This is a genomic window from Nonomuraea gerenzanensis (assembly GCF_020215645.1).
GTDB lineage: Bacteria > Actinomycetota > Actinomycetes > Streptosporangiales > Streptosporangiaceae > Nonomuraea > Nonomuraea gerenzanensis.
The window spans coordinates 6169344-6192971 of sequence record NZ_CP084058.1 but is presented as its reverse complement, the minus strand read 5'-3'; the positions used below and the strand labels follow the sequence as shown (position 1 = coordinate 6192971).

Here is a 23628-nt window from a genome sequence, read left to right as displayed (position 1 = left end):
CACCCCATGCTCCGACACCTGACCCCGGCCGCGTCCGGGAACGACCGCAGGACCTCTCGGTCCCGCCGCCTGCCGGCGATACTGGCGGCGATCGCCGTCACCGCGGCCATGATCCCCGCCCTCCCGGCGCAGGCCGCCGCCTTCAAGGTGCTGGTGTTCTCCAAGACGGCCGGGTTCCGGCACGACGCGATCCCCGCCGGCATCCAGGCCATCCGTGACCTGGGCACCGGCAACGACTTCGCCGTGGACGCCACGGAGGACTCCGGTGCCTTCACCACGGCCAACCTCGCCCAGTACCAGGCGGTCGTGTTCCTGAGCACCACCGGTGACGTGCTGAACGACAGCCAGCAGGCCGCCTTCCAGTCGTACGTGGACGGCGGCGGTGGGTACGTGGGAGTGCATGCGGCCGCGGACACCGAGTACAACTGGCCCTACTACGGGCAGCTCATGGGGGCCTGGTTCGCCAGCCATCCGGCCATCCAGCAGGCCACCGTACGCAACGAGGACCGCGCGCACGCCGCGACCGCCCACCTCGCGACGACCTGGTCGCGTACCGACGAGTGGTACAACTACCGCACCAACCCCCGCCCGAACGTGCGCGTGCTGCAGAGCCTGGACGAGAGCAGCTACAGCGGCGGCAACATGGGCGACCATCCGATCACCTGGTGCCGTCCGCAGTCCTCGGGCCGCGCGTTCTACACCGGCCTGGGGCACACGCAGGAGTCGTACGCCGACCCCGGCTTCCGCTCGCTGCTGCTGGGCGGCATCCGGTACGCGGCCAGGGCCGTCCACGCCGACTGCCGCCCGGAGACCGGTTACACGACGTTGTACAACGGCTCGACGGCGGGCTGGTCACAGGCGGGGCCGGGATCGTTCGCCAACAGCGACGCCACGCTGACCTCCCAGGGCGGCATGGGCATGTTGTGGTACAGCGCCAGGGAGCTGCGCTCCTACTCCCTCAAGCTCGACTGGAAGCTGACCGGCGACTCCAACTCCGGCGTGATCGTCGGGTTCCCGGCCACCGGCGACCCGGGCGCGGCGCTCAACACCGGCTACGAGGTGCAGATCGACGCGACCGACACCGCGGACAGGACGACCGGGGCGATCTACGGCTTCAAGTCCGCCGACCTCGCCGCCCGCGACGCGGCGCTCAACCCGCCGGGCCAGTGGAACACCTACGAGCTGCTGGTGGAGGGGGAGCGGCTGCAGGTGTTCCTGAACGGCGTCAAGATCAACGATTTCACCAACACCGACCCGGTCCGCTCGCTGCAGCAGGGCCACCTCGGCATCCAGAACCACGGCTCCGGTGACGTGGTGTCCTTCCGCAACATCCGGATCAAGGAGCTGACCGGCACGCCGGGCGGCACGGGCCCGCTCAGGGGCACGGCCTCGGGCCGGTGCCTGGACGTCAGCGGCGCCTCGCAGGCCAACGGCGCGCAGGCGCAGCTGTGGGACTGCAACGGCCAGGCCAACCAGCAGTGGACCTCGACCGCCGCCGGTGAGCTGCGCGTCTACGGCACCAAGTGCCTGGACGTGAACGGCGGCGGCACCGCCGACGGCACCGCCGTGATCATCTGGACCTGCAACGGCCAGAACAACCAGAAGTGGCGCCACAACGCCGACGGCACCATCACCGCCGTCGGGGCGAACAAGTGCCTGGACGTGGGCGGCACCGCCAACGGCACCAGGGCCCGCATCTGGACCTGCAACGGCGGAGCCAACCAGCGCTGGTCCCGTGGCTGAAGCGGGCCAGGTGCTGAGGATGCGCGGCATCGGCAAGAGCTTCCTCGGCGTCCGGGTGCTGTCGGGGGTGGACCTGGAGGTGACGGCGGGCGAGGTGCACGCCGTCGTCGGCGAGAACGGCGCCGGCAAGTCCACCCTCATGAAGATCATCTGCGGGGTGCACGCGCCGGACGAGGGCACGATCGAGATCGACGGCCGGCCCGTCTCCTTCGGCCATCCCCTGGAGGCGCGGCGCGCCGGCATCACGATCATCCACCAGGAGTTCAACCTGCTGCCCGAGCGTACCGTCGCCGAGAACGTGTTCCTGGGGCGCGAGCCCGTCCGGCGCGGCCTGGTCGACCGCGTCGCCATGGAGGAGGCGACCGCCGGGCTCCTCGACGAGCTCGGCGTGGGCTCCTTCGGCCCTCGCGACGCCGTCAAGCGCCTGCCGGTGGCCCAGCAGCAGATCGTCGAGATCGTCAAGGCGCTGTCGGTGCACCCCCGGCTCCTCGTCATGGACGAGCCCAGCGCGGCGCTCGCCGGGCACGAGGTCGAGCTGCTCTACCGGCTGATCGGGCGGCTGAGGGATCGCGGCGTCGCCGTCGTGTACATCTCCCACCGATTACGGGAGGTGTTCGACCTCGCCGACCGGGTCACCGTGCTCAAGGACGGCGCGCGCGTCACCACGCGCCCGATCGGCGAGGTGACCCCCGGCGAGCTGATCCGCCTCATGGTGGGCCGCGACCTCGGCGCCTACTACCCGCCCCGCTCCACGGGCACCGGCGAGGTGCGGCTCAGCCTGCGCGCGGCCGGCAACCACAAGCTGCGCGACATCGATCTGGAGCTGCGCGCCGGGGAGATCGTCGGCATCGCGGGCCTGCAGGGGTCCGGCAGGTCGGAGCTCGCCAAGGCGATCTTCGGCGCGGAGCCGTTCACCAGCGGCGAGATGACCCCCGCGCGCCCGCGCTCGGTCCGGGAAGGTGTCGCCCTGGGCATCGGCCTGGTGACCGAGGACCGCAAGGCCGAAGGGCTCGCGCTGCGCCAGTCCGTACGCGACAACGCCCTGCTCGCCGCCCGCGCGGTCGGCGCAGGGAACCGCGGCGGCGTCGGCGGCCTGCTCGGCCGGGTGGGCCTGCCGCCCGCGCGCCGCGAGCAGGAGGTCCGCTTCCTGTCCGGCGGCAACCAGCAGAAGGTCGTGCTCGTCAAGTGGATGACGATGGCGCCGCGGGTGCTGCTGTTCGACGAACCCACCCGGGGCGTCGACGTCGGGGCCAAGGCCGCGATCCACGAGCTGATGCGCGAGCTGGCGAACGACGGCCTGGCCATCATGATGATCTCGTCCGAGCTGCCCGAGCTCATCGGCATGAGCGACCGCGTCGTCGTCCTGCGCGACGGCCGCGTCGCGGGCACCCTGCCGGCCGGGGCCGCCGAGGAAGCGATCATGCGCCTGGCCGCGGGCGAGGTGGGCTGAGTGGACCTGCTCACGCGCGCCCGCCGCCCCGCCCTCCAGGCGCGCGCCGGCCTGGCGAGCCGCCTGCGCGAACCCGCGCACGGGGTGTTCCTCGCGCTGTTCGGCCTGGTCGCGGCCGGCTGGGCCCTGGTCGCGCTCGACGGCGGCCAGTTCCTCACCCTGGAGAGCGTCGTCGGGATCCAGCAGCGCTCCGCCGCCCTCGGCATCGTGGCCGTCGGGCAGACGCTGGCGATCCTGGCCGGGTCGCTCGACCTGTCGGTGGCGTACCTGATCAGCCTGGCCTCGCTCGTCGCCGCGGAGATCATGGCGGGCCAGGACGGGAACACCGGGCCGGCGATCGCCGCGGTGCTGGCCATCAGCGCGCTGGTGGGCCTGGTCAACGGGCTGGTCATCACCCGGCTCCAGGTGCACGCCTTCATCGCCACGCTCGGCGTCGCACTGGTCATCAAGGGCGTCGTCGACCACCTGTACGACGGCCCGGCGGGCAAGGTGCCCGAGTCGTTCCAGCTCCTCGGCTACTCCCGTGCCGGGCCGATCGCCGTCTCCGCCATGCTCTGGGCGGGCGTGGCCGTCGCGGCCTGGTTCCTGCTGCGCAGGACCCGGCTGGGCTACCGGATCTACGCGGTGGGCGGGGACGAGGAGGTCGCCCGGCTGTCCGGGATCCGCACGTCCCGCGTCATCGTGATCACCCACGTGCTCTGCTCACTCTGCGCCGGCCTCGCGGGCCTGCTGCTGGCCGCCAGGCTCGGGGCCGGAGCGCCCACGGTGGGCACCGACGGGGGATACGACCTGGAGTCGATCGCGGCGGTCGTGCTCGGCGGGACCGCGCTGGCCGGAGGCCGGGGAGGGGTCGCCGGAACCGTGGGCGGAGTCCTGCTGCTGGCCGTCCTCGACACCCTCTTTAACCAGCTGGAGGTCAACTCCTTCGTCAAGGACGTGGTCCGCGGCGCGGTCATCGTCGTCGCGGTGGCCGTCCACGCCCGGCGCGGCACGAGGCGGCCGGCATGAAGCGGGCACTTCCCCTCCTCGCGGTCCTCGCGGTGCTGCTGGCCGCGATCGCCGTCGCCAACCCCTTCTTCCTGGAACCCGCTGGATTCCTGGCGTTCCTCAAACGGGCCGCGCCGCTGGTGATCCTCGCCGCCGGACAGTACTTCGTCGTCGTCTCCGGCGAGTTCGACCTGTCGGTCGGCTCGCTGGTGACGGCCGAGGTGGTGATCGCGGCCCGGCTCATCGACGGCGACGAGGCCGCCACGTGGCCGGTGCTGGCCCTGCTGATCGTCGCCGGGCTGCTCGTCGGCCTCGTCAACGGCGTGCTCACCACCAAGCTGCGGGTGCCGTCGTTCATCGTGACGCTCGGCATGCTGCTCGTCCTGTCCGGGGCGGTCTTCCTCTGGACCGGTGGCGCGCCGCGCGGCGCGCTGTCGGAAGGCTTCCGGATGTTCGGCCGCGGCGGGCTCGGGCCCGTGCCGTGGTCGGTGCTGATCCTGGTGGTCGTGGGTGTGGCGGCGATCCGGCTCATGCGCGCCCGCTTCGGCAGGACGCTGATGGCCACCGGCGACAACGAGCGCGCCGCGGCACTGTCCGGGGTGCGGGTCGACCGGGTCAGGATCTTCGCCTTCATGCTGTCCGGCCTGTCCGCGGCCGTCGCGGCGATCCTGCTCGGCGGTTTCGCCGGGGTCTCGGCGCAGGCCGGCGAGGGGCTGGAGTTCTCCGCCATCACGGCGGTCGTCCTCGGCGGCGTGGCGCTCGGCGGCGGCCGCGGCTCCGTGCCGGCCGCCATGGCCGGGGCCGTCACGCTGGAGGCGCTGTTCACCCTGCTCAACCTGTACGGGATCTCGGGGGCGCTGGAGTTCACCGTGCAGGGCGTCATCATCATCGCCGCGGTCGCGGCAGGAACCATCCGGCTTCCCCGGAAGCTCACCCCCCGAAGAGGAGACGCCCATGCCGCGTCCTGAGACCGCAGCCGCCGTGCTCACCGCGCTGACCGTGCTCACCGCGCTCGCCACCGGCTGCACCACCGACAAGCCGGCGGCCACCACTGCGTCCGCGAGCGCCCCGGCCTCCGGTACGGGCGCGCAGTCGAAGTTCTTCGTCCAGGCGGACTTCGACGCCCAGCTCGCCATGCGCGCCCAGCCGCCCGAAGGCCCCGCGGACCGACCCTGGGAGCAGGCCATCGCCCCCAAGATGATCGACACGGCGCGGTACAAGAAGGACGGGCCGTACCATCTGTGCTTCTCCAACGCGGCGGTCGACAACCCCTGGCGCCAGGTCGGCTGGAAGACGATGCAGGCCGAGGTGGGCCTGCACGAGGAGATCGCCAAGTTCACCGCCCTGGACGCCGAGGGCAAGGACGACAAGCAGATCTCCGACATCGCCGAGCTGCAGGCCAAGGGCTGCGACGCGCTGATCGTCTCGCCGAACACCACGGCGACGCTCACCCCCGCCGTGACGGCCGCCTGCGGGAAGGTACCCGTCATCGTGTTCGACCGGGGCGTGCAGACGGACTGCCCGGTGACGTTCATCAAGCCCATCGGCGGCTACGCCTTCGGCGCCGACGCTGCCGAGTTCCTGGCCGGGAAGGTGCCGGCGGGCGGGAAGGTGCTGGCGCTGCGCATCCTGCCCGGCGTGGACGTGCTGGAGACCCGCTGGTCGGCCGCGAAGGTGGTCTTCGACCGGAGCCGCCTCCAAGTGGTGGGGGTGGAGTTCACCGACGGCGACGCCGCCAGGACCAAGAGCATCGTCAGCGACTACATCCAGCGGCACGGCAGGATCGACGGCGTCTGGATGGACGCGGGCGCCACGGCGGTGGCCGCGATCGAGGCGTTCGAGGACGCCGGCCTGCCGGTGCCGCCGATCAACGGCGAGGACCAGCAGGACTTCCTGCAGAAGTGGAAGGACGCCGGTCTCACGGCCGTCGCGCCCACGTACCCCACCTACCAGTGGCGCACCCCGATCATCGCCGCGCTGCGGATCCTCAAGGGCGAGCAGGTGCCCGGGACGTGGAACCTGCCGCAACCCAAGATCACCAGCGAGAGCCTGACGGCCTACCTCAAGCCCGGCATGCCGCCCCTGCACTACGCGCTGTGCGGGTGCGAGAGCCTGCCCGGCTTCCCCGAGGCCTGGGGCGGCAAGAGGAGCTGACGGCTCCTCCCACGCTGACGGCCCATGCTGACGACGACCAGGAGGGACACCATGTTCTCCATCGGAGTGAACACCTGGGTCTGGGTCTCCCCGCTGACCGACGACGACCTGGCGCGGCTTGCCCCCCGCGTCGCCCGGTGGGGCTTCGACGTCATCGAGCTGCCCGTCGAGCAGCCCGGCGACTGGGACCCGGACAAGGCCGCGGCGGTGCTGGCCGAGCACGGGCTGGCCGCCTCCGTGGTGCTGGTCATGCCGCCGGGACGCGAGCTCGTGGCCGCCTCCCCGCGGACCGTCCGCGACACCCAGGACTACCTGCGGCACTGCGTCGACGTGGCGGTGACCGTCGGCTCCCCGGTGATCGCGGGGCCGGCGTACGCCTCGGTCGGCCGTACCTGGCTGCTCTCACCGGACGAGCGCCGGGCGGTCTACGCCGAGCTGCGCGAGAATCTGCGGCCGGTCCTGGACCATGCGGCCGGGCGCGGGGTGCAGCTCGCCGTCGAGCCGCTCAACCGGTACGAGACCAGCCTGCTCAACACCGTCGAGCAGGCGCTCGACGCGTTGCCGGAGGACTGCCACCTGGCCCTCGACGTCTACCACCTCAACATCGAGGAGAAGGACCCCGCCGGCGCCGTGCGGGCCGCCGCGGGCCGCCTCGCGCACGTGCAGGTGTGCGGCACCGACCGCGGCACGCCGGGAGCCGACCGCTTCGACTGGCCCGGCTTCACCCGGGCCCTGCGCGACGCCGGTTACGAAGGCCCGCTCGTCATCGAGTCGTTCACCGCGCACAACCGGGCCATCGCCACGGCGGCCTCCATCTGGCGGCCTCTCGCGCGCAGCCAGGACGCCCTGGCCGTGGCCGGCCTGGCCTACCTGCGCACCCTCTGACCCGCACGCCGGCAACCCCTCAGGAGATCCGCCATGCGAAGATCACGCCTGTTCTGCGCCCTGCTCGCATTTCTGGTAGGGCTGCTGTCGTTCCCGCCGCCGGTCGCGCACGCGGCCGCGCAGTTCAAGGTGCTGCTGTTCACCGAGACGGCGAGCGGCGCCTTCCGGCACGACTCCATCCCCGCCGGCGTCGCGATGTTCCAGCAACTGGCCGCCGACAACGACTTCCAGCTCGACCACAGCGAGAGCTCCGCCGTCTTCACCGCCGCGACACTGAACACCTACGACGCGGTCATCATGTTCCAGACGAACGGCATGGTGTGGGACAACGACGCCCAGCGCCAGGCCTTCCAGGCCTACGTGCGCAGCGGGCGCGGCGTCGTGGCGATCCACAACGCCACCGACATGAACATCGAGGCGCAGTTCCCCTGGTGGGACCAGGTCGTCCTGGCCGGCGCCCACATGACCGCGCACTCGTCGATTCTGCAGGGCACCGCCAAGGTGGCCGACAAGGTCCACCCCGCCACGAAGGGGTTGCCGGACCGGTGGGTGCGCACGGAGGAGTGGTACAACTTCGACAGGAACACGCGGGGCTCGGTCCACGTGCTGGTGACCGCCGACGAGAGCACCTATGACGCGGGGCCGAGCAGGATGGGCGCCGACCACCCGATCTCCTGGTGCCACAACCCGGAGGGCGGCCGGGTGTTCGCCACCGCGATGGGCCACCAGGCGTCCTCCTACGCGGAGCCGCTGTTCAGGCAGCATCTGCTGGGCGCGGTGCGGTGGGCGGCGGGCGCGGCGCCGGGCGACTGCGGCGGCACGGTCGCGGCCCGCTTCCAGAAGGTCACCCTCGACGGCGCGCCGGACCAGCCGATGGAGCTGGACGTGGCCGCCGACGGCAGGGTCTTCTACATCTCGCGCTCCGGCAAGGTGAACCTCATCCCCGCGGGCGGCGGCGGCACGCGCGTCATCGCCACCCTGCCGGTGTACGACGGCGGCGAGGACGGCGGCATCGGGCTGGCACTGGACCCGAACTTCGCCACCAACGGCTGGATCTACCTCAACTACTCACCCGCCGGCGGCGCCGAGGTGAACCGGGTCTCGAGATTCACCTTCAACGGCACCGGTCTCGACCTGGCCGGGGAGAAGAAGATCATCGAGGTTCCGGCGTACCGCAACGTGGACGAGCCCGGCCACACCGGCGGCTACCTCGCGTTCGGGCCGGGCGGGAACCTCTACATCGGCCCCGGCGACGACACCAACCCCAACGGATCCAGCGGCTACGCCCCGATCGACGAGCGGCAGGGCCGGGAGCACTACGACGCCCAGCGCTCCTCGGCCAACACCAACGACCTGCGCGGCAAGATCCTGCGCATCCATCCCGAGGCCGACGGCGGTTACACGATCCCGGCCGGCAACCTGTTCGCGCCCGGCACCGCCAGGACCCGGCCGGAGATCTACGCGATGGGCTTCCGCAACCCGTTCCGCTTCTCGGTCGACCAGGTGACAGGCTGGATCTCGGTGGGCGACTACGGCCCCGACGCGGGCGCCGCGAACCCCAGCCGCGGCCCCGAGGGCACCGTCGAGTGGAACCTGATCAAGCAGCCGGGCTTCTACGGCTGGCCGTACTGCGTCGGCGACAACCTCCCGTACAACGACTTCAACTTCGCCACCGGCACCTCCGGCCCGAAATTCGACTGCTCGGCGCCGGTCAACAACTCGCCCAACAACACCGGCCTGACCAGCCTGCCCGCGGCCAAGCCCGCGACCGTGTGGTACGACTACCACGCCTCGGCCAAGTTCCCCGAGATCGACTGCTGCGGCGGCGCCGCCCCGATGGGCGGCCCCTTCTACCGATACGACGCGGCCAGCGGCTCGGACCGGAAGTTCCCCGCCTACTACGACGGCACGCCGTTCTTCTACGAATGGAGCCGCAACTTCGTCAAGGAGTTCCGCCTGGACTCCTCAGGTGACCTCCTGAAGATCAGCCCGTTCGTGGCGCAGCTCGCCCCGCGAGCGCCGATCGACATGAAGTTCGGCCCGGACGGCGCCCTCTACATGGCCGACTGGGGCAACGGCTTCGGCCACGCGAACACCGACGACAGCATCTACCGCATCGACCACGTGGCCGGGAACCGCGCGCCCCTGGCCAAGGCGAGCGCCAGCCCCGACTCGGGCACGGCGCCGCTGACGGTGGCCTTCTCCTCGGCCGGTTCGGCCGACCCCGACGGGGACGCGATCACCTACGCCTGGGAGTTCGGCGACGGCGCGACCTCCACCAGCGCCAACCCCTCCCACACCTACAACGCCAACGGCACCTACACCGCCAAGCTGACGGTGCGGGACGCGGGCGGCAAGACGGGCAGCGTCACGGTACCCGTCGTCGTCGGCAACACCCGTCCCGCAGTGTCCTTCTCGGCCCCGCCCGACGGCGGGTTCATCGACTTCGGCGACGAGGTGGACTACACGGTGAGCGTCACCGACGCCGAGGACGGCGCGGCCGACTGCGCCGAGGTCAACGTGATCACCGCGCTCGGCCACGACCAGCACGCCCACGACACCGGTCAGTACACCGGATGCGCCGGCACGGTCACGACCACCGCCTCCGGCCACGACGAGGCCGCCAACGTCTACTATGTCCTGTCGGCCGACTACACCGACTCCGGCGGCCTGAAGGGCTCCGCCGGCATCACCCTGCAGCCCAAGCACAAGCAGGCCGAGCACTTCACCGGCTCGTCCGGGATCCGCGTCGTCGACCAGTCCGGAGCCGAAGGCGGCAGGCGCGTCGGCGACATCTCCAACAACGACTGGATCTCCTTCACCCCGATCAGCCTGTCCGGCATCGACACGGTGTCCTTCCGCGTGTCGGCGCCCTCCGCCACCGGGGCCTCCATCGAGCTGCGCGCCGGCTCTGCGTCCGGGCCCCTCCTCGCCACCAGCGCCGTGCCGGCGACCGGAGGCTGGAACACCTACGTGTCGCTGCCCGCGGTACGGGTCACCGACCCCGGCGGCACGCACAACCTTTACGTCGTGTTCAAGGCACCGTCCGCGAACGCGTTCGACCTGGACTCCGTCACCTTCAACGGCAGGGGCGTCGGGCAGGACGACGGCTCGCCCCCTGACACCGGCGCGCTGCGCGGCGCCGGGTCGGGCCGGTGCCTGGACGCCGGCTCCTCGCAGGCCAACGGCACGCAGACGCAGATCTGGGACTGCAACGGGCAGCCGGCCCAGCAGTGGACCACGACCGCCGCCGGTGAGCTGCGCGTCCACGGCGGCAAATGCCTGGACGTGAACGGCGCGGGGACGGCCGACGGCACCGCGGTGATCATCTGGGACTGCAACGGCCAGAACAACCAGAAGTGGCGCATGAACGCCGACGGCACCATCACCGCCGTCGGCGCGAACAAGTGCCTGGACGTGCCGGGCAACGCCACCGCCAACGGCACCAAGCTGACCATCTGGTCGTGCAACGGCGGCGCCAACCAGCGCTGGACCCGCACCTGACCTTCGGCCGCACCAGGTCAGGCGTCGCTGAAGCGGCCGGGCTGGGGCCGGGCCAGGTCGAGGGAGGGCCCGGCCCCAGCAGCGCGACGACCGGAGAGTCTTCCAGGGAGCGTGGCTCACCGAGACCTTGGTGCAGACGTCCCTGGGCACCTGCCACCCGGTGATCCCGGAGTCGGAGACCACGTTGGCGGCGTGGATGTCGTTGGCCGGGTCGGTCAGCGGGCCGAGGAAGGCGACGAAGAGCCGATCGTCCTGGCTCGCGAGCTTCGGCTCCTCGATGATCAGCCGGGCTCCCGGCGAGTCCACCGGCGTCCGCCCGTTGGGCAGGGCGCTCGTCGCGCCGATCGCGACAGGGATGGAGCCGGTCATGCCGAGCAGGTCCCCGGAGGTCGAACGTGGGTGACAACAGTGCGTGGACGATGGCGAACTGGTCGTCGGCCTCGTTCTCGGCGTCCGTGTTGAAGATCACTCTGCGTTGACGCAGACTTTGAGCGGCCTTCCGTAGTGAGAACTGCACATCACGGGCGAAACGCCTTCGGCTCGGGCCCGACCGGCTCACGGCGTTGTCGCAGGCCCTGCGCATCGCGCTCGACGCTCTGGGCGGCGGCTATTCGGATACTTATTCCGAAGGAGCACAATGGCCTTACCGGATGGCCATGAAGTGTTATGGTTTCACACCCGTACTTCGCCTGGAAACGCATACCCGTAGCGGGGGATAGGGGCATGTCGATGGCACCCGGTTACTCATCCGTTCAAGTCCGGATCGGCGGGGGAGTGCTGTGGATCGGCCAGGATGCCTATCCCTTGGTGAATATCACTCGCGTCGGCTCCCGCCGTTTGAAGCGGGAAAAGGGCCCTGTCTGGAGAAAATTCGCTTTTCGCGCAGGCGTCAGCGTGGTCATCGGAGGAGGTCTGGCCGTCTTCTCGGAGGTCGCCGGAGCGATGGCCGCGAGCGCGGCAGGGATGGTGTCGGTCTGGCGCTTGGTCGCCGCGCTTCGAGAGCCGGCTCTGTACAGCCTGGTCATCGACCATGCCGGCACGTCGCACGATGTGCTCTGGAGCGCCCAGGAGAGCGAGATCCGTTCCCTGCTTCATGTGATCATCGAAGCGATGGCCCGGCCCGATGCCGCGCAGGTGACCATGCAGGTTGATCATGCGGTTCCTGTCGACAACGTGCGAGGCCATGGGGTGGCGAACGTGGGGCGGCTGAGTCACCCCGGTGTGGGCCACACCGGGGTGGGCGGCGACGCGGCTCACACGCTGCGCGTGCACCGTGGGATTCGATCGCCAAGGGAGGTGCGTCCTGGGCGCGTGCTGGAATCCGCCATCAAACTCGCCATTCGCGACCATCTTCAGCATGCCCGTTCTCCCGCCGCGGACCTCGCCCCGATCACCGTCTATTTGGAGCAGGAATCGTCGAGTGCAGAAGTCGAAACCGCACTCGAGGAGCTCGCCACCGCCTTCGGTCTCGAAACAGTCACCGACGAGCCGGCCATCCGCGGCTCCTGGTTCCGGAAATGGTCTCTCCGAGGCAGAGAACTGGGTAATGCGCAGATCGTGAAAGAAATCGCTGGCGAAGTCCGGCGAACCCTCGAACTGCAGAACCTCCACCGCGCTCAGGCCGAGGTCGACGAGAAGAAGGCAGCCGCCGTAAGCGGCCTCATCCAGGCGCTTGCGGATCAGCCCAACGCCGCCATCATGATCGGCTCCCTGCTCCTCCTGAAATCCGGGACGGCGCTCACCGTGCGGGATCTCACGCAGAGAGAGCTCATGCACATGGAACGCAACCCGGATCTGCTCGAGAATCCGGCCAAGCTGCTGGCCGCTCTTCAAGCCGTCTCGAGTAGCGACTCATGTGACGAGCATGAGGTGGCACGGCCAGGGCGCAAGGAACTGCCCGGCTCGCCCGCGCCTTCCTGACCACGCGCGCGTGCGGACGGTCATGGGGACGGCTTCAGATATCCGGCGGCGGCCAGCCCCGCGAAGGCGACGTCGGTGTCGGTGAGCTGCCCGCTGAGCACGTGCTCGATGAACGCGCCGACCGGCATCAGCACCGTCTCGATGAACTCGGCGTCATCCAGCCTCGGCTCGGCGACCTTCCGGCACCCACGGGCCAGGACCGCGTGACGGCGATGCGAGGCATACGACGACAGAAACGTCCGCATCACCACCTCGAGTGCCGCAGCTTCGTAGCCGGTCTCCTCCAGCAACTCCCGGGCCGCCGCGACCTCGACCGGCTCGTCTCCGTCGGCGTTGCCACCCGGCAGCTCCAGCAGCACCTGTCCGGGCCCCGGCCGGTACTGCCGGGCCAGCACCACCTGCTCATCGTCGGTCAGGGCGACGATCGCGACGGTCGCGCCGCCCACGAGGATGTCCCACACGGCCTCGTTGCCGTCCGGGTAGCGGTACCGGCGGCCACGGACCTTCAAGAACCCGGCCGGCCCGTCCAGCTCACCCAACTGCGTCCACTCACCGACCTTGGCATCACCCACACGCCCGAGCCTACGGATCAACAGCCCTCAGCGGCAGGTGCCGGCCCGGACGGCGAAGCGGCTCTGGAGGCGGCTCTGGAGGCGGCCCGGCTCGGCTTATGGAGTGCTTCGGTAGCTCTCGCCTGCTCGACACCTGATCGAGGACTTGGTGCTCGGCTCAGCCCCGCAGGTGACGGCACCCCCAGCCTCGGCCTGGGGGTCCGCCGCCAGAATCTTCGACGAGCACGACGACGGCACAGCCACGATCTCGGGGGAAAATGCACTGATCGGCGCACAAAGGGGGAGTTCGTGGAACTGTTCGGGTGGCTGGCGGAGATTCCCGGCGAGCAACCGTATCCTCTGGTGTTCGCGACGGTGAGCGGGGCGCACCTGTACGGCTTCCCGTCGGCGGACTCGGACGTGGACCTGCGCGGCATGCACGTGCTGCCCGTCGAGGAGGTCGCCGGGCTGCGGCACGGGCCCGAGACGCTGTCGCGGATGTGGACGCGCCACGGCGTGGAGGTGGACCTCGTCACGCACGACGCCGCCAAGTTCTGCCGGTTGCTGCTCGGCCGCAACGGCTACGTCCTGGAGCAGTTGCTGTCGCCGCTGGTGGTGGCGTCCTCGCCGGTGCACGAGGAGCTGGTCGCGCTGGCGCCCGGCTGCCTGACGCGGCATCACGCCCACCACTACCTGGGGTTCGCCCGTACGCAGTGGCGGTTGTTCGAGCAGACCGGGGAGCTGAAACCGCTGCTCTACACCTTCCGGGTGCTGGCCACGGGCACGCATCTCATGCGCACGGGGGAGCTGCAGGCCGACCTGACCAGGCTGTACGCGTACGGGCCCGCGTACCTGCCGGAACTCGTCGCCGCCAAGCAGGCCGCCGAGCACGGGCGCCTGCCCGGCGGCCTCGTCCCGGGCGAGGGGTTGGCGGCGGACGTGGAACGGATGAGGCGGGCCCTGGAGGAGGCCCGGGACTCCTCGGCGCTGCCCGAGCGGGCCGGCGTCGAGGCGGCGCTGCACGACCTGGTGCTGCGGGCCCGCTCGCGTGGTTGAGCGCGCCCGCAGCGCCCAGAGCGGCTACAACGGGCGGCGGCGCCACGCGTGCGGCCTGGTCAGGCGCAGGATCCGGATGCTGGCCGCGCTGTTCAGATGAGCGTTCTGGCCCTGTTGTCGTTTTCGTTCAAGACGGCGACCGTGGCCGTCATCTACCGTGGACCCGGCAACTCGCCCGCGTATGAAGGAGACAGCACAGTGCGTAAGTTGGTCTACACCGGTTTCATGTCGCTCGACGGCGTCGTGGACTCGCCCGGCGGCGGGCCGGGGGAGGAGCACCGCAGTGGCGGGTGGGTGTTCAAGGACCTCGAGTTCGTCCCCGAAGCCTGGTCGCTGAAGGGTGAGGAGCTCGCCGAAACGACGGCGTTGATGTTCGGGCGCCGCAGCTACGAGGCGTTCGCGACGACCTGGCCCGGTTCGCAGGACCACGCCGACTACAAGGAGCTGCCCAAGTATGTGGTGTCGACCACGCTGTCCGACGACGCCCTCGTCGGCGGGTGGGGGCCGACCACGATCCTGCGCTCGACCGAGGACATCGCCGCGCTCAAGGAGGACGAGGGCGGCGCGATCTTCATCCACGGGAGCGCGGAGCTGGCTCGGCGGCTGTCGGACGCGGGCCTGATCGACCAGTACAACCTGCTCGTCTTTCCCGTGCTGCTCGGCGCAGGCAAGAGCCTGTTCGACCGGGCCGACCGCGCCAAGCACATGCTGACGCTGCGGGAATCGCAGAGCTACTCGAACGGGATCCTCAAGCTGGTCTACGACGTCAGGCGCTGATCCAGGTCGAGGGCGATCGCGCCGCCGGTGCCCTCGCGCAGTTGCCCGGGGGTGCGTCCGACGTAGGAGCGCAGGGCGCGGGCCAGGTGCGGCTCGTCGCAGTAGCCGAGCTTGGCGGCGACGCCGGCGGCCGGGTCGCCGGCGGCCAGCAGCTGCGCCGCCGCACGGGCGCGCTCGATCTGCCGGACGGTGCCCTGCGTCAGTCCGGTCGCGGCGCGGAACCGGCGTTCGACCGTACGCCCCGAGACGGCCGGTCGGTGACCCCGCAGCACCTCGACGCAGAGCAGGTCACGGACCACGATCCCGGCCCGGACGAGACGTTCGACCAGCGCCTCGGCGTCGTCGGGACCGGGCGTCTCCCAGCGCGTGCCGTCCAGCCGGAACGTCCGGCGCGTGGTGTCGGGCAGCCCGATGCCGCCGTTCACCAGCGCCGAGGTGGGCACGGCCCGCAGCGAGGTGCCCACGGCGAACTCGATGCCGGTGAAGGTGGCGCCCTCCGGCACCGGCGCCGTGCCGGTCCGGGTCTCGGGGCCGGTGACACCCGCGTACGCCCGGCCGGCCTGCTCCCAGAACACCAGGCCCCAACGCACCCCCGCGACGGACGTCATCGCGGTGACCTGCTCGCTCGTGCATGTCCACACGGTGTCGACCCATGCCGAGTCCGACCCGCGCGTCGTGAACCGCAGTCCCACGGGGCGAAGGATACGTCGCTGCACGTGCCGCGTGGTTCGCCCGGCCGTCCGGGGTCGCGCCACGGACAGGACGCCCCGGCGGGTCAGAAGGCGTCGACGTGGACGTACACCCGGTCGAAGCGGAGAGCGGCCAGGTCGGCGCGGCGCATCACCCAGTGGAACAGGCCCGCCTCCAGCTCCGCGCAGTCCTCCTCACCACGCCAGGTGGCCAGCAGCGTCCACTCGTCGCCGTCCGCGACGGGCAGCGGCGCCTCGCCCCGGACCAGCTCGACCGGGTCCTCGTTGAACAGGACCGGCTCGCCGCCGAGCTGGAAGCGCCAGTGAGGGCGCCAGCCGACCACCTGCGACCAGGCGGACTCCAGCTCGGCCGCCCGCTGCGACTCCTCGTCGTCGTCCTCCTCGCGCCACGGCCACGACCACTGGTGAAAGCAGAAGTCCAGCCGCGCCCGGCGGTAGGTGCCCGAATCGGCCGGACGCTCTGTCAACGGCGTCCCGGCCGGGATGTAACGCACGGCGTCGGCGACCACCGCTCCGCTGCCCGGATCGGGGTCGGCGAAGAACAGCAGCCGGCCCTCGGCAGGCAGCGGCAGATCCGTCACGCCGGGCGGCAGCGCCGCGCAGTCGACGGCCGCGACGAACGCCGCCGCCGGCGCTGGGGCGCCCTCCGGCAGGGGCGGGTTCCCGCCGGTCAGCGCCACGACCGGGCCGGGGCCGTCCGGTGCGAGGTAGACGGCCGGGCGAGCGGTGCGGAGGTACGCCTCCACCTCGGCGGCCGGGATGCCCCGTGTGGCGGCCTCCGCGCGGAAGCGGGCGGCCCTCGCCGCCGGGGTCTCGTCGATGATCTCCGTGTCGGTCACGGGAGCAGCCTATGGCCGTCGCCGCAGCGCCGCTCCGAGCCGCAGCGCCGCTCCGAGCCGCAGGGCCCGCGCGGCGCGGGAAACCGCGGGTTCGGGCGCGGGCAAAGAGCCCCAGATCCTGCCTTGGCCTTAAGCGGGCGATGGAGTGCGGTATTGCCTGCGGTAGGTGACATGTCCGCCGCCCTGCGTACCGCCCTGTCCCGGACCGGGTGCGACGGAACGACCGACGCACACCCTCGAATTCCATCGACGCGACCACCAGCCACTCGGGAGCCTGCACCATGCCGTACATCACCACCCGCGACGATGAGCAGATCTTCTTCTACGACTGGGGCAGCGGCCGCCCGGTCGTGTTCATCCACGGCTGGCCGCTAAACGCCGACGCCTGGCACGACCAGCTGAAGGCTGTCACGGACCAGGGCTTCCGCGCGATCGCGCACGACCGGCGCGGCCATGGCCGCTCCAGCCAGCCCTTCGGCGGCTACGACTTCGACACCTTCGCCGACGATCTCGCCGACCTCATCACGGCCCTGGACCTGAACGACGTCACGCTGGTGGCGCACTCCATGGGCGGCGGCGAGCTGGCCCGCTACATCGGCCGGCACGGCACCTCCCGCCTCAGCAAGGCCGTGCTGCTGTCGGCCGTCCCGCCGCTCATGCTCAAGACCCCCGGCAATCCCGAGGGCACCCCGCAGGAGGTGTTCGACCAGATCAAGGAAGGCATCCTCGCCGAGCGCTCGCAGTTCTGGCGCGACACCGCAGACGGATTCTTCGGCGCCAACCGGCCGGGCAACAAGGTGACCCAGGGCAACAAGGACGCCTTCTGGCTGATGGCCATGGCCGAGAACATCCAGGCCGGGGTGGCCTGCGTGGACGCCTTCTCCGCCACCGACTTCACCCAGGACCTGAAGAAGTTCGACATCCCCACCCTGATCGTCCACGGCGACGACGACCAGGTGGTGCCGATCGCGGCGTCCGCCGACAAGTCCGCCAAGATCATCCCGGACTGTGTGTACAAGGTGTACCAGGGCGGCTCGCACGGCATCGCGCTGGTGCCGGGCGACAAGGAGAAGTTCAACAACGACCTGATCGAGTTCCTGCGCACCTGACGACACCCGCCGACCGGCGCGGCCACCGTGGCGGCCCGGCCGGCCGGAGCACTACGCCGATCTCCTGACCGGTCCCGCCCACCCGCCGGCCGGTACCCGTACCGAACGCCACGGCTGACCCGCGCAGCCGTCCACGAGAGGATCCGCATGTCACCCATCGACGGCAACGCCGCGGCCGGCCCGCTGGCCGCGTTCTTCGGCCGGGACATGACCGCCGCGCACGGAGTGTGCGCCGCCTGTGACCAGCACGCGCCGCTGGCCGAGGCGCTCGTCTACGGCCCGGCCGCCGGGACCGCGCTGCACTGCCGCACCTGCGGCAACGTGCTGATGACCATGATCGAGGCTCCCGGCGGGATCATCGGCGCGATGCCCGGCCTCGTCAGGCTCGACACCCGGCCCCTCGGGAGGATCTGACCATGGCCGTCATCTCCCGTGGCTTTTCCGGGCGCGGTCAGCGGAACGATCGGCTGCCGCCCGGCCAGACCCTGACCAGTGGCTTTCCCGTACTGAGCGCCGGGCCCACCCCGCACGTCAGCACCGCCGGCTGGAGCTTCACGCTGATCACAGAGACCGGCGCGGAACGCACCTGGAGCTGGGCCGAGCTGCTGGACCTGCCGCAGGACAGCCCGCACACCGATATCCACTGTGTCACCGGCTGGTCGAAGTTCGACACCGACTGGCAGGGCGTGTCCTTGGACGTGCTGCTGGCCGGGGTGGAGACGAACGCCCGGTTCGCGTCGGTCTACTGCCACGGCGGCTACACCACCAACCTGCCCCTGGACGATGTGCGCGACGGCCAGGCCTGGATCGCCCACACCTTCGACGGGGCTCCGCTGCCCGCCGAACACGGCGGCCCGGCCCGGTTGCTGGTCCCGCACCTGTATCTGTGGAAGTCCGCCAAATGGGTGCGGGGCATCCGGCTGCTGGAACACGACCAGCCGGGCTTCTGGGAACGAGCCGGCTACCACAACTACGGCGACCCGTGGCGTGAACAGCGCTACTGGAACGACTGACCCCGCCGTGCCCGCCCGCCCCGCCTACCTGCGTCCGCGCCTCATCGCCCTGGTCATGGCCGGCGGCGCCGTCGGCACCCTGCTGCGCCATGGCGTCGCCCAGCTGGTCGCGCCTGTGGGCGGGGTCCCGGTGGCCACCGTCGTGGTCAACGTGGCCGGCGCGTTCGCGCTGGCCTGGCTACTGACCGCGCTCGCCGGGCGCGGCCAGGAGAGCCGGACGCGCCGGGACCTGCGCCTGCTGGCGGGCACCGGCCTGCTCGGCGCCTTCACCACCTACAGCGCCCTGGCCGTCGACCTCGACGTGCTGAACCTGCGCGGGCACCCGGTGCTCGCGCTCGGATACGGCGCGCTGACCCTGCTCGGTGGCCTGGCCGCGGCCCATCTCGGCGTCCTGGCCGCGGGCGCCCGCCGCTCGCCGCACACCTGCATGGGCCCTGACGACGGACGCCGCCGGTGACCGTGACGACGACGCTGCTGGTCGGCCTGTCCGGCGCGCTGGGCGCCGCCGCCCGCTTCGTCCTCGACGGCCTGGTACGTTCCCGCTGGCCCACGACCATCCCGCTGGCCACCATGCTGATCAACATCTCCGGGGCCTTCCTGCTCGGGCTGCTGACCGGCCTGTGGATGGCCGCCGAGGTCGCCACCGGCTGGCGCGACGTCCTCGGCGTCGGATTCCTCGGCGGCTACACCACCTTCAGCACCGCCATGGTGGAGACCGTCCACCTTCGGCAACACCACCATGCCGGGCTCGCCGCCGCCAACCTGCTGATCATGATCGCCGCCTGCGGGTTCGCGGCCTTCCTCGGGCTGGGGTTCGGCGCACCGGCCAGGTTCTGACGGGTCAGGGGCCGCATCAGCTGCCCCGGGCCGGGCAGTGCGCAGCACGTCAACCAGCCGCATCGCCGTGAACGCGAGCAGACTGCCGACGAAGGCGCCTCAGTAGGCGAGCTCTCCGATGCCGCCATCGACGCGCAGGACGGTGCCGGCGGTGTAGGCGGACTCGTCGGAGGCCAGGTAGACGGCGGCCTTCGCCAGCTCGGTGGCCGTGCCGATGCGGTGGAGGGGCACGGTCCGCCGGAGTTCGTCGTAGACGGCGGCCTGCCGCTCGGGGCCGAGCGACTTGAACGTGTCGGTGAGGGTCGGCCCCGGGCTCAGCCCGTTGACCCGGATGCCCCGGTCCTTCAGCTCGTAGGTCAGCCCTCGGGACAAGGACAGCAGGCCCGCCTTGGCGGCGCCGTAGACCGCCGCGTTCTCGTGCCCGACGAAGGCGGAGACGGAGCCGACGAGGATGACCGAGGCCTGCCGCGACAGGAGTGGCAGCAAGGCTTTGACCAGGAAGAACGGCCCCTTGAGATTGGTGGCGAGGAGCCTGTCGAAGGACTCCTCCGTCCATTGCTCGATCGGCAGATGGGTGACGTCGGCGGCGTTGCTCATCACGATGTCGAGCCGCGGCCACTCCTGCCGCAGCCGCGCCGCGAGTGCCGCCTGGCCGGGCACGTCGCCGGCGTCGCTGAGGATGGGCAGCAGCGGGCCGTCGAGTTGCCGGGCGGCCTCCTCCAGCCGTTCCCGTGAGCGGCCGGTGATCGCGACAGCTGCCGCTCCTTCGGTGAGGAACTGCCGGGCGGTCTCCAGCCCGATGCCGCTCGTCCCACCTGTGATCAGGGCGTACTTGCCCGCGAGACGTCCCATTGATTGTTCTCCTCACTCGCGCCGAGGCGCGTGACTCTGGTGACGATGACGGGGCATCCGGTCCGCGGCCGGCCGCCGCCCTGTGGACGTGGCCGTGGCCGGCGCGTCCCGGATCAGATGGCGGTACGGCCCCCGTCGGCGGCCACGACCGCGCCGGTGACGTAGCTCGCCTGGTCGCCGGCGACGAAGGCGATGACCTGGGCGACCTCGGCCGGGTCCGCCGCGCGTGCGAGCGCGGTCGTCAGCCCCATGCCGCCGACGTCCGGCCCCATGGCCGCCACCACCTTGGAGGTGGTCATCGGGCCGGGCGCCACGGCGTTGACGCGCACGTTGGAGGCGGCGAACTCGGCCGCCCAGGTGCGGGTCAGGGACTCCAGCGCCGCCTTGGTGGCGCCGTAGGCGGCCATCAGCGGCATGCCCAGGCCGGCGGCGGTGGAGCTGACGTTGACGATGCTGCCGCCGCCGCGTGCGGCCATCTTCGGTGCGAGCTGGGCGACCAGGACGAACGGGGCGCGCACGTTGACCGCGAAGGCGGTGTCGTAGGCGGCGAGATCCTGGTCGGGGGTCGCGCTGAACGGGACGACGCCCGCGTTGTTGACGAGGATGTCCACCGCTCCCGCGTCCTCGGCCAGCCGCCGCACGGAGTGCGGGTCGGCCAGGTCGGCGGGGACGAAGCGCACGGTGCCGGCCGCGCTCGCCCGCACGTCGTCCACGACCTGGGCGCCGCGGCCGGGGTCGGTGCCGGTGATGATCAGGTCGGCGCCGCCGGCGGCGAGGATCCTCGCTGTCGCGTGCCCGAGCCCGCCGATGGCGCCCGACCCGGTGATCAGCGCGGTCTTTCCGGTGAAGTCCATGTGGTTCCGCCTCTCGCCGGCCGGCACGCTCGCGCCGGCCGACTTTTATGTGGTCGTTCAAGAAGTCGTCCGGGCATCACCGTACGGTGTTTTGTGCAAGCGGTCAAAAAGTCGTAACCTGGGCACATGGCACGGACAGGGCGCCCTCGCGCCTTCGACAAGGACCAGGCCCTGGAGCGCGCGCTGCTGCTGTTCTGGTCCCGGGGCTACGGCGCGACCTCCGTCCAGGACCTCGTCGACGCGCTGGCCCTGGAGCGGGGCAGCCTGTACGGCGCCTTCGGTGACAAGCGGCAGTTCTACCTGGCCGCGGTCCAGCTGTACTGGGACACCTACGAGCGCCGGCTGCTCACCGCGCTGGAGACCGGGCCGGTGCTGCCGGCCTTGCGCGAGGTGCTCACCCATCCGGCCCGCGCGCACGAGTACGCCTCCGACGTCGGCGTCCCGCAGGGCTGCATGATCGGCAACACCACCGCCGAGCTGGTCCCCGAGGACGACGAGGCCCGCGAGGTCGTGGCCCGCTCGCACGCCCGCTTCATCGAGATCGTCGCCGACGCCCTGCGGCGCGCGCAGGCCGGCGGCGAGGTCACCCGGGCCGCCACCCCCGAGGCCCAGGCGCAGCTCCTGCTGTTCACCGCCCAGGGCTATTCCCTGGTCGCCCGCGCGGGGCTGGACCCGACCGCCGCGCTGGCCGCCGTGGACGCCCTGATCGACGCCCTTCGCGCTTGAGGCGCGGCTACCTCCATCGTGTCCTCCGAGCGCGCGGCCGGAGGACGGCCAGGCCGAGCGCTGCCGCCGTGTAGCCGCAGAACACCGCCAATCCGGCCCACCACGGCAGGGGGAAGTAGCCGCCCGAGGGTGCGTAGTGGGCGATGACCTGGGGGTATTCGCGTACGGTCTGCTGGACGGCGAAGGCCGCGGCCGGAGTCAGGCGCAGCAACCACCGCGACACGTCGTCGGGCAGCAGCGGCAGCGCCGCCACAACATAGGGCAGCACGGTCACCGAGATCGCGACACCGATCGCCACCCAGGCCCGCCGCACCAGCGTGCCGAGGGCGAGCGCGAAGACGCCGGCGACAGCGAGCAGCGCGGCGACACCGACGACGAGCCGCAGGCCGGTGAGCGTGGGCAGGGCCAGAACGCTGATGCCGCGGGCCCGCAGGATCGCCGAGCCGAGGGGCACGACGACGCCGGCGCCGGCCAGCCCGGTGAGGAAGGCCGCCGTGCCGATCACCACGGCCTTCGCCGTCAGGATCCGGCCGCCGGCCCCCGCGTCATCGGCTCGGCGAGAGCGGCTCCCGGCGGCCGTCACGATCACGATGACCATGGCGACGGCCAGGCCGATGAGGGTGCTGCGCGCGGTGTGCCCGCCCTCGGCGACGGGCCCGATGTCGCCGGTTCCTGTGACGCTGAACGTCCCGCTCGACCGGACGAGCCCGGGCGCCCGGTGATACCGCTCCCAGTCGGTGCGGCCCATCTGCCCCACCGGGGCCGCGCTCCAGCCGGCGGCCGGCGCGCCGTCGAGGCTGACGTGGTCGAGATCGGCGGTGACCTGGGTGAAGCGCGACTCCGGCAGGCTCGCTCCCAGGGGCGTACGCTGGAGCGTCAGATCTCCTGGAGAGGCGGCGAACAGCCCCACCCGCACGGTGGCGGGAAGACCGGGCAGATGGGCGGCGCCGACCTTCGCCCAGCGCACACCGTCGGCCGACTCGTAGCCGGTGATGGTCCCGCCGGAACGGGTCAGGCGCAGCCAGCGTGGCGAGCCCGCGCCGACGCCGCCCGGACCGCCGGCCACATCGTGCACGTAGTCGTGCTGCACACGGACGCCGTGGCCGCCGGTGACCATGAGCGCCGCGTAGGAGGAGCCCGGCGCGGTGCCGTCCTTGACGATGAGGCCGGCCTTCGCCCAGGGCACCAGGCCCGGGACGATCTCGTCGTGATCGGGCGGCGGGTAGGTGATGACGCCGGTCATCGAGGTCAGGCGCGCGGTGATGCTGCCGTTCTCACCCAAGGGCCGATGCACGAAGAAGAACGTGTCGCTGACCGAACGCCCGTGCGGCCCCACGGGATCGGTGGGGCAGGCGACCTCGACGGGTCCCTCGCCGCAGGAACTGGTAGGGACGGCCGCGAAGCCGACGCCGAGCAGGACGATGGTCAGCATCGCGGCGGCCATGGCGATCAACCGGTTGCCGGTCCACTCTGGCGCACCAGGGCGGTCAGCGGCTTGACGGCGGCTTCGGATGTCGGCATGCGTCAGGTTCTACGCATCCGGCCATAACACGGCCTGAACCGGTGCTGTAATGCCGCTGTTAAGCCCCGCGCGGCATCCTGGGACGGGCACTCGCCGAGAAGGGGACCGATGAGCAAGCTCGCACGCCCGGCGTCGCGGG

General features: G+C 71.4%; 23 protein-coding genes. 17 read left to right on the top strand and 6 right to left on the bottom strand.

The window, feature by feature from the left end; all coding sequences use genetic code 11:
- Nucleotides 1-6 precede the first annotated feature (6 nt).
- The 9 genes from LCN96_RS29085 (at nt 7) to LCN96_RS29045 (ending at nt 12643) form a co-directional block, all read left to right on the top strand.
- Nucleotides 7-1743, top strand: a complete 1737-nt coding sequence (locus LCN96_RS29085) for a ThuA domain-containing protein (RefSeq protein WP_225265598.1) — start codon at nt 7-9, stop codon at nt 1741-1743.
- A complete protein-coding gene (locus LCN96_RS29080; protein WP_318528316.1) occupies nt 1736-3193 on the top strand; it encodes a sugar ABC transporter ATP-binding protein in 1458 nt (485 codons plus the stop codon). Before LCN96_RS29085 ends, LCN96_RS29080 begins: the two co-directional genes overlap by 8 nt.
- The gene (locus tag LCN96_RS29075; protein ID WP_225265597.1) at nt 3194-4201 is read left to right on the top strand and encodes an ABC transporter permease; all 1008 of its coding nucleotides are present in this window, start codon (nt 3194-3196) and stop codon (nt 4199-4201) included.
- Nucleotides 4198-5148, top strand: coding sequence for an ABC transporter permease (locus tag LCN96_RS29070; RefSeq protein ID WP_225265596.1), 951 nt, complete (start codon nt 4198-4200; stop codon nt 5146-5148). Before LCN96_RS29075 ends, LCN96_RS29070 begins: the two co-directional genes overlap by 4 nt.
- A complete protein-coding gene (locus tag LCN96_RS29065) occupies nt 5135-6334 on the top strand; it encodes a substrate-binding domain-containing protein (protein ID WP_225265595.1) in 1200 nt (399 codons plus the stop codon). Before LCN96_RS29070 ends, LCN96_RS29065 begins: the two co-directional genes overlap by 14 nt.
- Nucleotides 6335-6385: 51 nt before the next feature.
- Nucleotides 6386-7219 carry a sugar phosphate isomerase/epimerase family protein gene (locus LCN96_RS29060; protein WP_225265594.1) on the top strand — a complete coding sequence of 278 codons (834 nt, stop codon included), beginning with the start codon at nt 6386-6388 and terminating at the stop codon, nt 7217-7219.
- 33 nt (nt 7220-7252) lie between these two features.
- A complete protein-coding gene (locus LCN96_RS29055; protein WP_225265593.1) occupies nt 7253-10723 on the top strand; it encodes a ThuA domain-containing protein in 3471 nt (1156 codons plus the stop codon).
- A gap of 130 nt (nt 10724-10853) precedes the next feature.
- A complete protein-coding gene (locus tag LCN96_RS29050; protein ID WP_225265592.1) occupies nt 10854-11126 on the top strand; it encodes a hypothetical protein in 273 nt (90 codons plus the stop codon).
- Between the two features lie 320 nt (nt 11127-11446).
- On the top strand, nt 11447-12643 hold the full coding sequence (locus tag LCN96_RS29045; protein WP_225265591.1) for a DUF6232 family protein: 1197 nt from the start codon (nt 11447-11449) through the stop codon (nt 12641-12643).
- Nucleotides 12644-12663: 20 nt separating this feature from the next.
- On the opposite strand, the gene LCN96_RS29040 is transcribed toward LCN96_RS29045, so the two are convergent.
- Nucleotides 12664-13215 carry an NUDIX hydrolase gene (locus LCN96_RS29040; protein ID WP_225265590.1) on the bottom strand — a complete coding sequence of 184 codons (552 nt, stop codon included), beginning with the start codon at nt 13213-13215 and terminating at the stop codon, nt 12664-12666.
- A gap of 288 nt (nt 13216-13503) precedes the next feature.
- Between LCN96_RS29040 and LCN96_RS29035 the strand changes: the two genes are divergently transcribed.
- Both LCN96_RS29035 and LCN96_RS29030 read left to right on the top strand, forming a co-directional pair.
- A complete protein-coding gene (locus LCN96_RS29035) occupies nt 13504-14250 on the top strand; it encodes a nucleotidyltransferase domain-containing protein (protein WP_225265589.1) in 747 nt (248 codons plus the stop codon).
- 198 nt (nt 14251-14448) lie between these two features.
- Complete coding sequence (locus tag LCN96_RS29030) at nt 14449-15027, top strand: dihydrofolate reductase family protein (RefSeq protein ID WP_225265588.1); 579 nt, start codon at nt 14449-14451, stop codon at nt 15025-15027.
- On the opposite strand, the gene LCN96_RS29025 is transcribed toward LCN96_RS29030, so the two are convergent.
- Together LCN96_RS29025 and LCN96_RS29020 are read right to left on the bottom strand one after the other, a co-directional pair.
- Nucleotides 15009-15719, bottom strand: coding sequence for a helix-turn-helix domain-containing protein (locus LCN96_RS29025; RefSeq protein WP_225265587.1), 711 nt, complete (start codon nt 15717-15719; stop codon nt 15009-15011). The genes LCN96_RS29030 and LCN96_RS29025 overlap by 19 nt on opposite strands.
- A gap of 83 nt (nt 15720-15802) precedes the next feature.
- Nucleotides 15803-16576, bottom strand: coding sequence for a DUF1963 domain-containing protein (locus LCN96_RS29020; protein ID WP_225265586.1), 774 nt, complete (start codon nt 16574-16576; stop codon nt 15803-15805).
- A gap of 281 nt (nt 16577-16857) precedes the next feature.
- Between LCN96_RS29020 and LCN96_RS29015 the strand changes: the two genes are divergently transcribed.
- From LCN96_RS29015 to LCN96_RS28995, 5 genes are all read left to right on the top strand, one after another.
- The gene (locus LCN96_RS29015; protein WP_225265585.1) at nt 16858-17685 is read left to right on the top strand and encodes an alpha/beta fold hydrolase; all 828 of its coding nucleotides are present in this window, start codon (nt 16858-16860) and stop codon (nt 17683-17685) included.
- Between the two features lie 147 nt (nt 17686-17832).
- Nucleotides 17833-18099 (top strand): DUF6510 family protein, encoded by a 267-nt coding sequence (locus LCN96_RS29010; RefSeq protein ID WP_225265584.1) that lies wholly within the window; start codon nt 17833-17835, stop codon nt 18097-18099.
- 2 nt (nt 18100-18101) lie between these two features.
- Complete coding sequence (locus tag LCN96_RS29005) at nt 18102-18698, top strand: sulfite oxidase-like oxidoreductase (protein WP_225265583.1); 597 nt, start codon at nt 18102-18104, stop codon at nt 18696-18698.
- A gap of 7 nt (nt 18699-18705) precedes the next feature.
- Entirely contained in the window at nt 18706-19155 is a 450-nt protein-coding gene (locus LCN96_RS29000) for a fluoride efflux transporter FluC (protein WP_225265582.1), read from the top strand.
- Nucleotides 19152-19535 carry a fluoride efflux transporter FluC gene (locus LCN96_RS28995; RefSeq protein ID WP_225265581.1) on the top strand — a complete coding sequence of 128 codons (384 nt, stop codon included), beginning with the start codon at nt 19152-19154 and terminating at the stop codon, nt 19533-19535. The genes LCN96_RS29000 and LCN96_RS28995 overlap by 4 nt, the downstream gene beginning before the upstream one ends.
- Before the next feature lie 99 nt (nt 19536-19634).
- Here LCN96_RS28995 and LCN96_RS28990 read toward each other — a convergent pair whose 3' ends face one another.
- Together LCN96_RS28990 and LCN96_RS28985 are read right to left on the bottom strand one after the other, a co-directional pair.
- A complete protein-coding gene (locus LCN96_RS28990; RefSeq protein WP_225265580.1) occupies nt 19635-20387 on the bottom strand; it encodes an SDR family oxidoreductase in 753 nt (250 codons plus the stop codon).
- A 113-nt stretch (nt 20388-20500) separates the two neighbouring features.
- Complete coding sequence (locus LCN96_RS28985) at nt 20501-21241, bottom strand: SDR family NAD(P)-dependent oxidoreductase (protein ID WP_225265579.1); 741 nt, start codon at nt 21239-21241, stop codon at nt 20501-20503.
- Between the two features lie 126 nt (nt 21242-21367).
- Between LCN96_RS28985 and LCN96_RS28980 the strand changes: the two genes are divergently transcribed.
- Nucleotides 21368-21967 (top strand): TetR/AcrR family transcriptional regulator, encoded by a 600-nt coding sequence (locus LCN96_RS28980; RefSeq protein WP_225265578.1) that lies wholly within the window; start codon nt 21368-21370, stop codon nt 21965-21967.
- Nucleotides 21968-21974: 7 nt separating this feature from the next.
- Here LCN96_RS28980 and LCN96_RS28975 read toward each other — a convergent pair whose 3' ends face one another.
- On the bottom strand, nt 21975-23399 hold the full coding sequence (locus LCN96_RS28975) for a DUF1349 domain-containing protein (RefSeq protein ID WP_225265577.1): 1425 nt from the start codon (nt 23397-23399) through the stop codon (nt 21975-21977).
- Between the last annotated feature and the right edge of the window lie 229 nt (nt 23400-23628).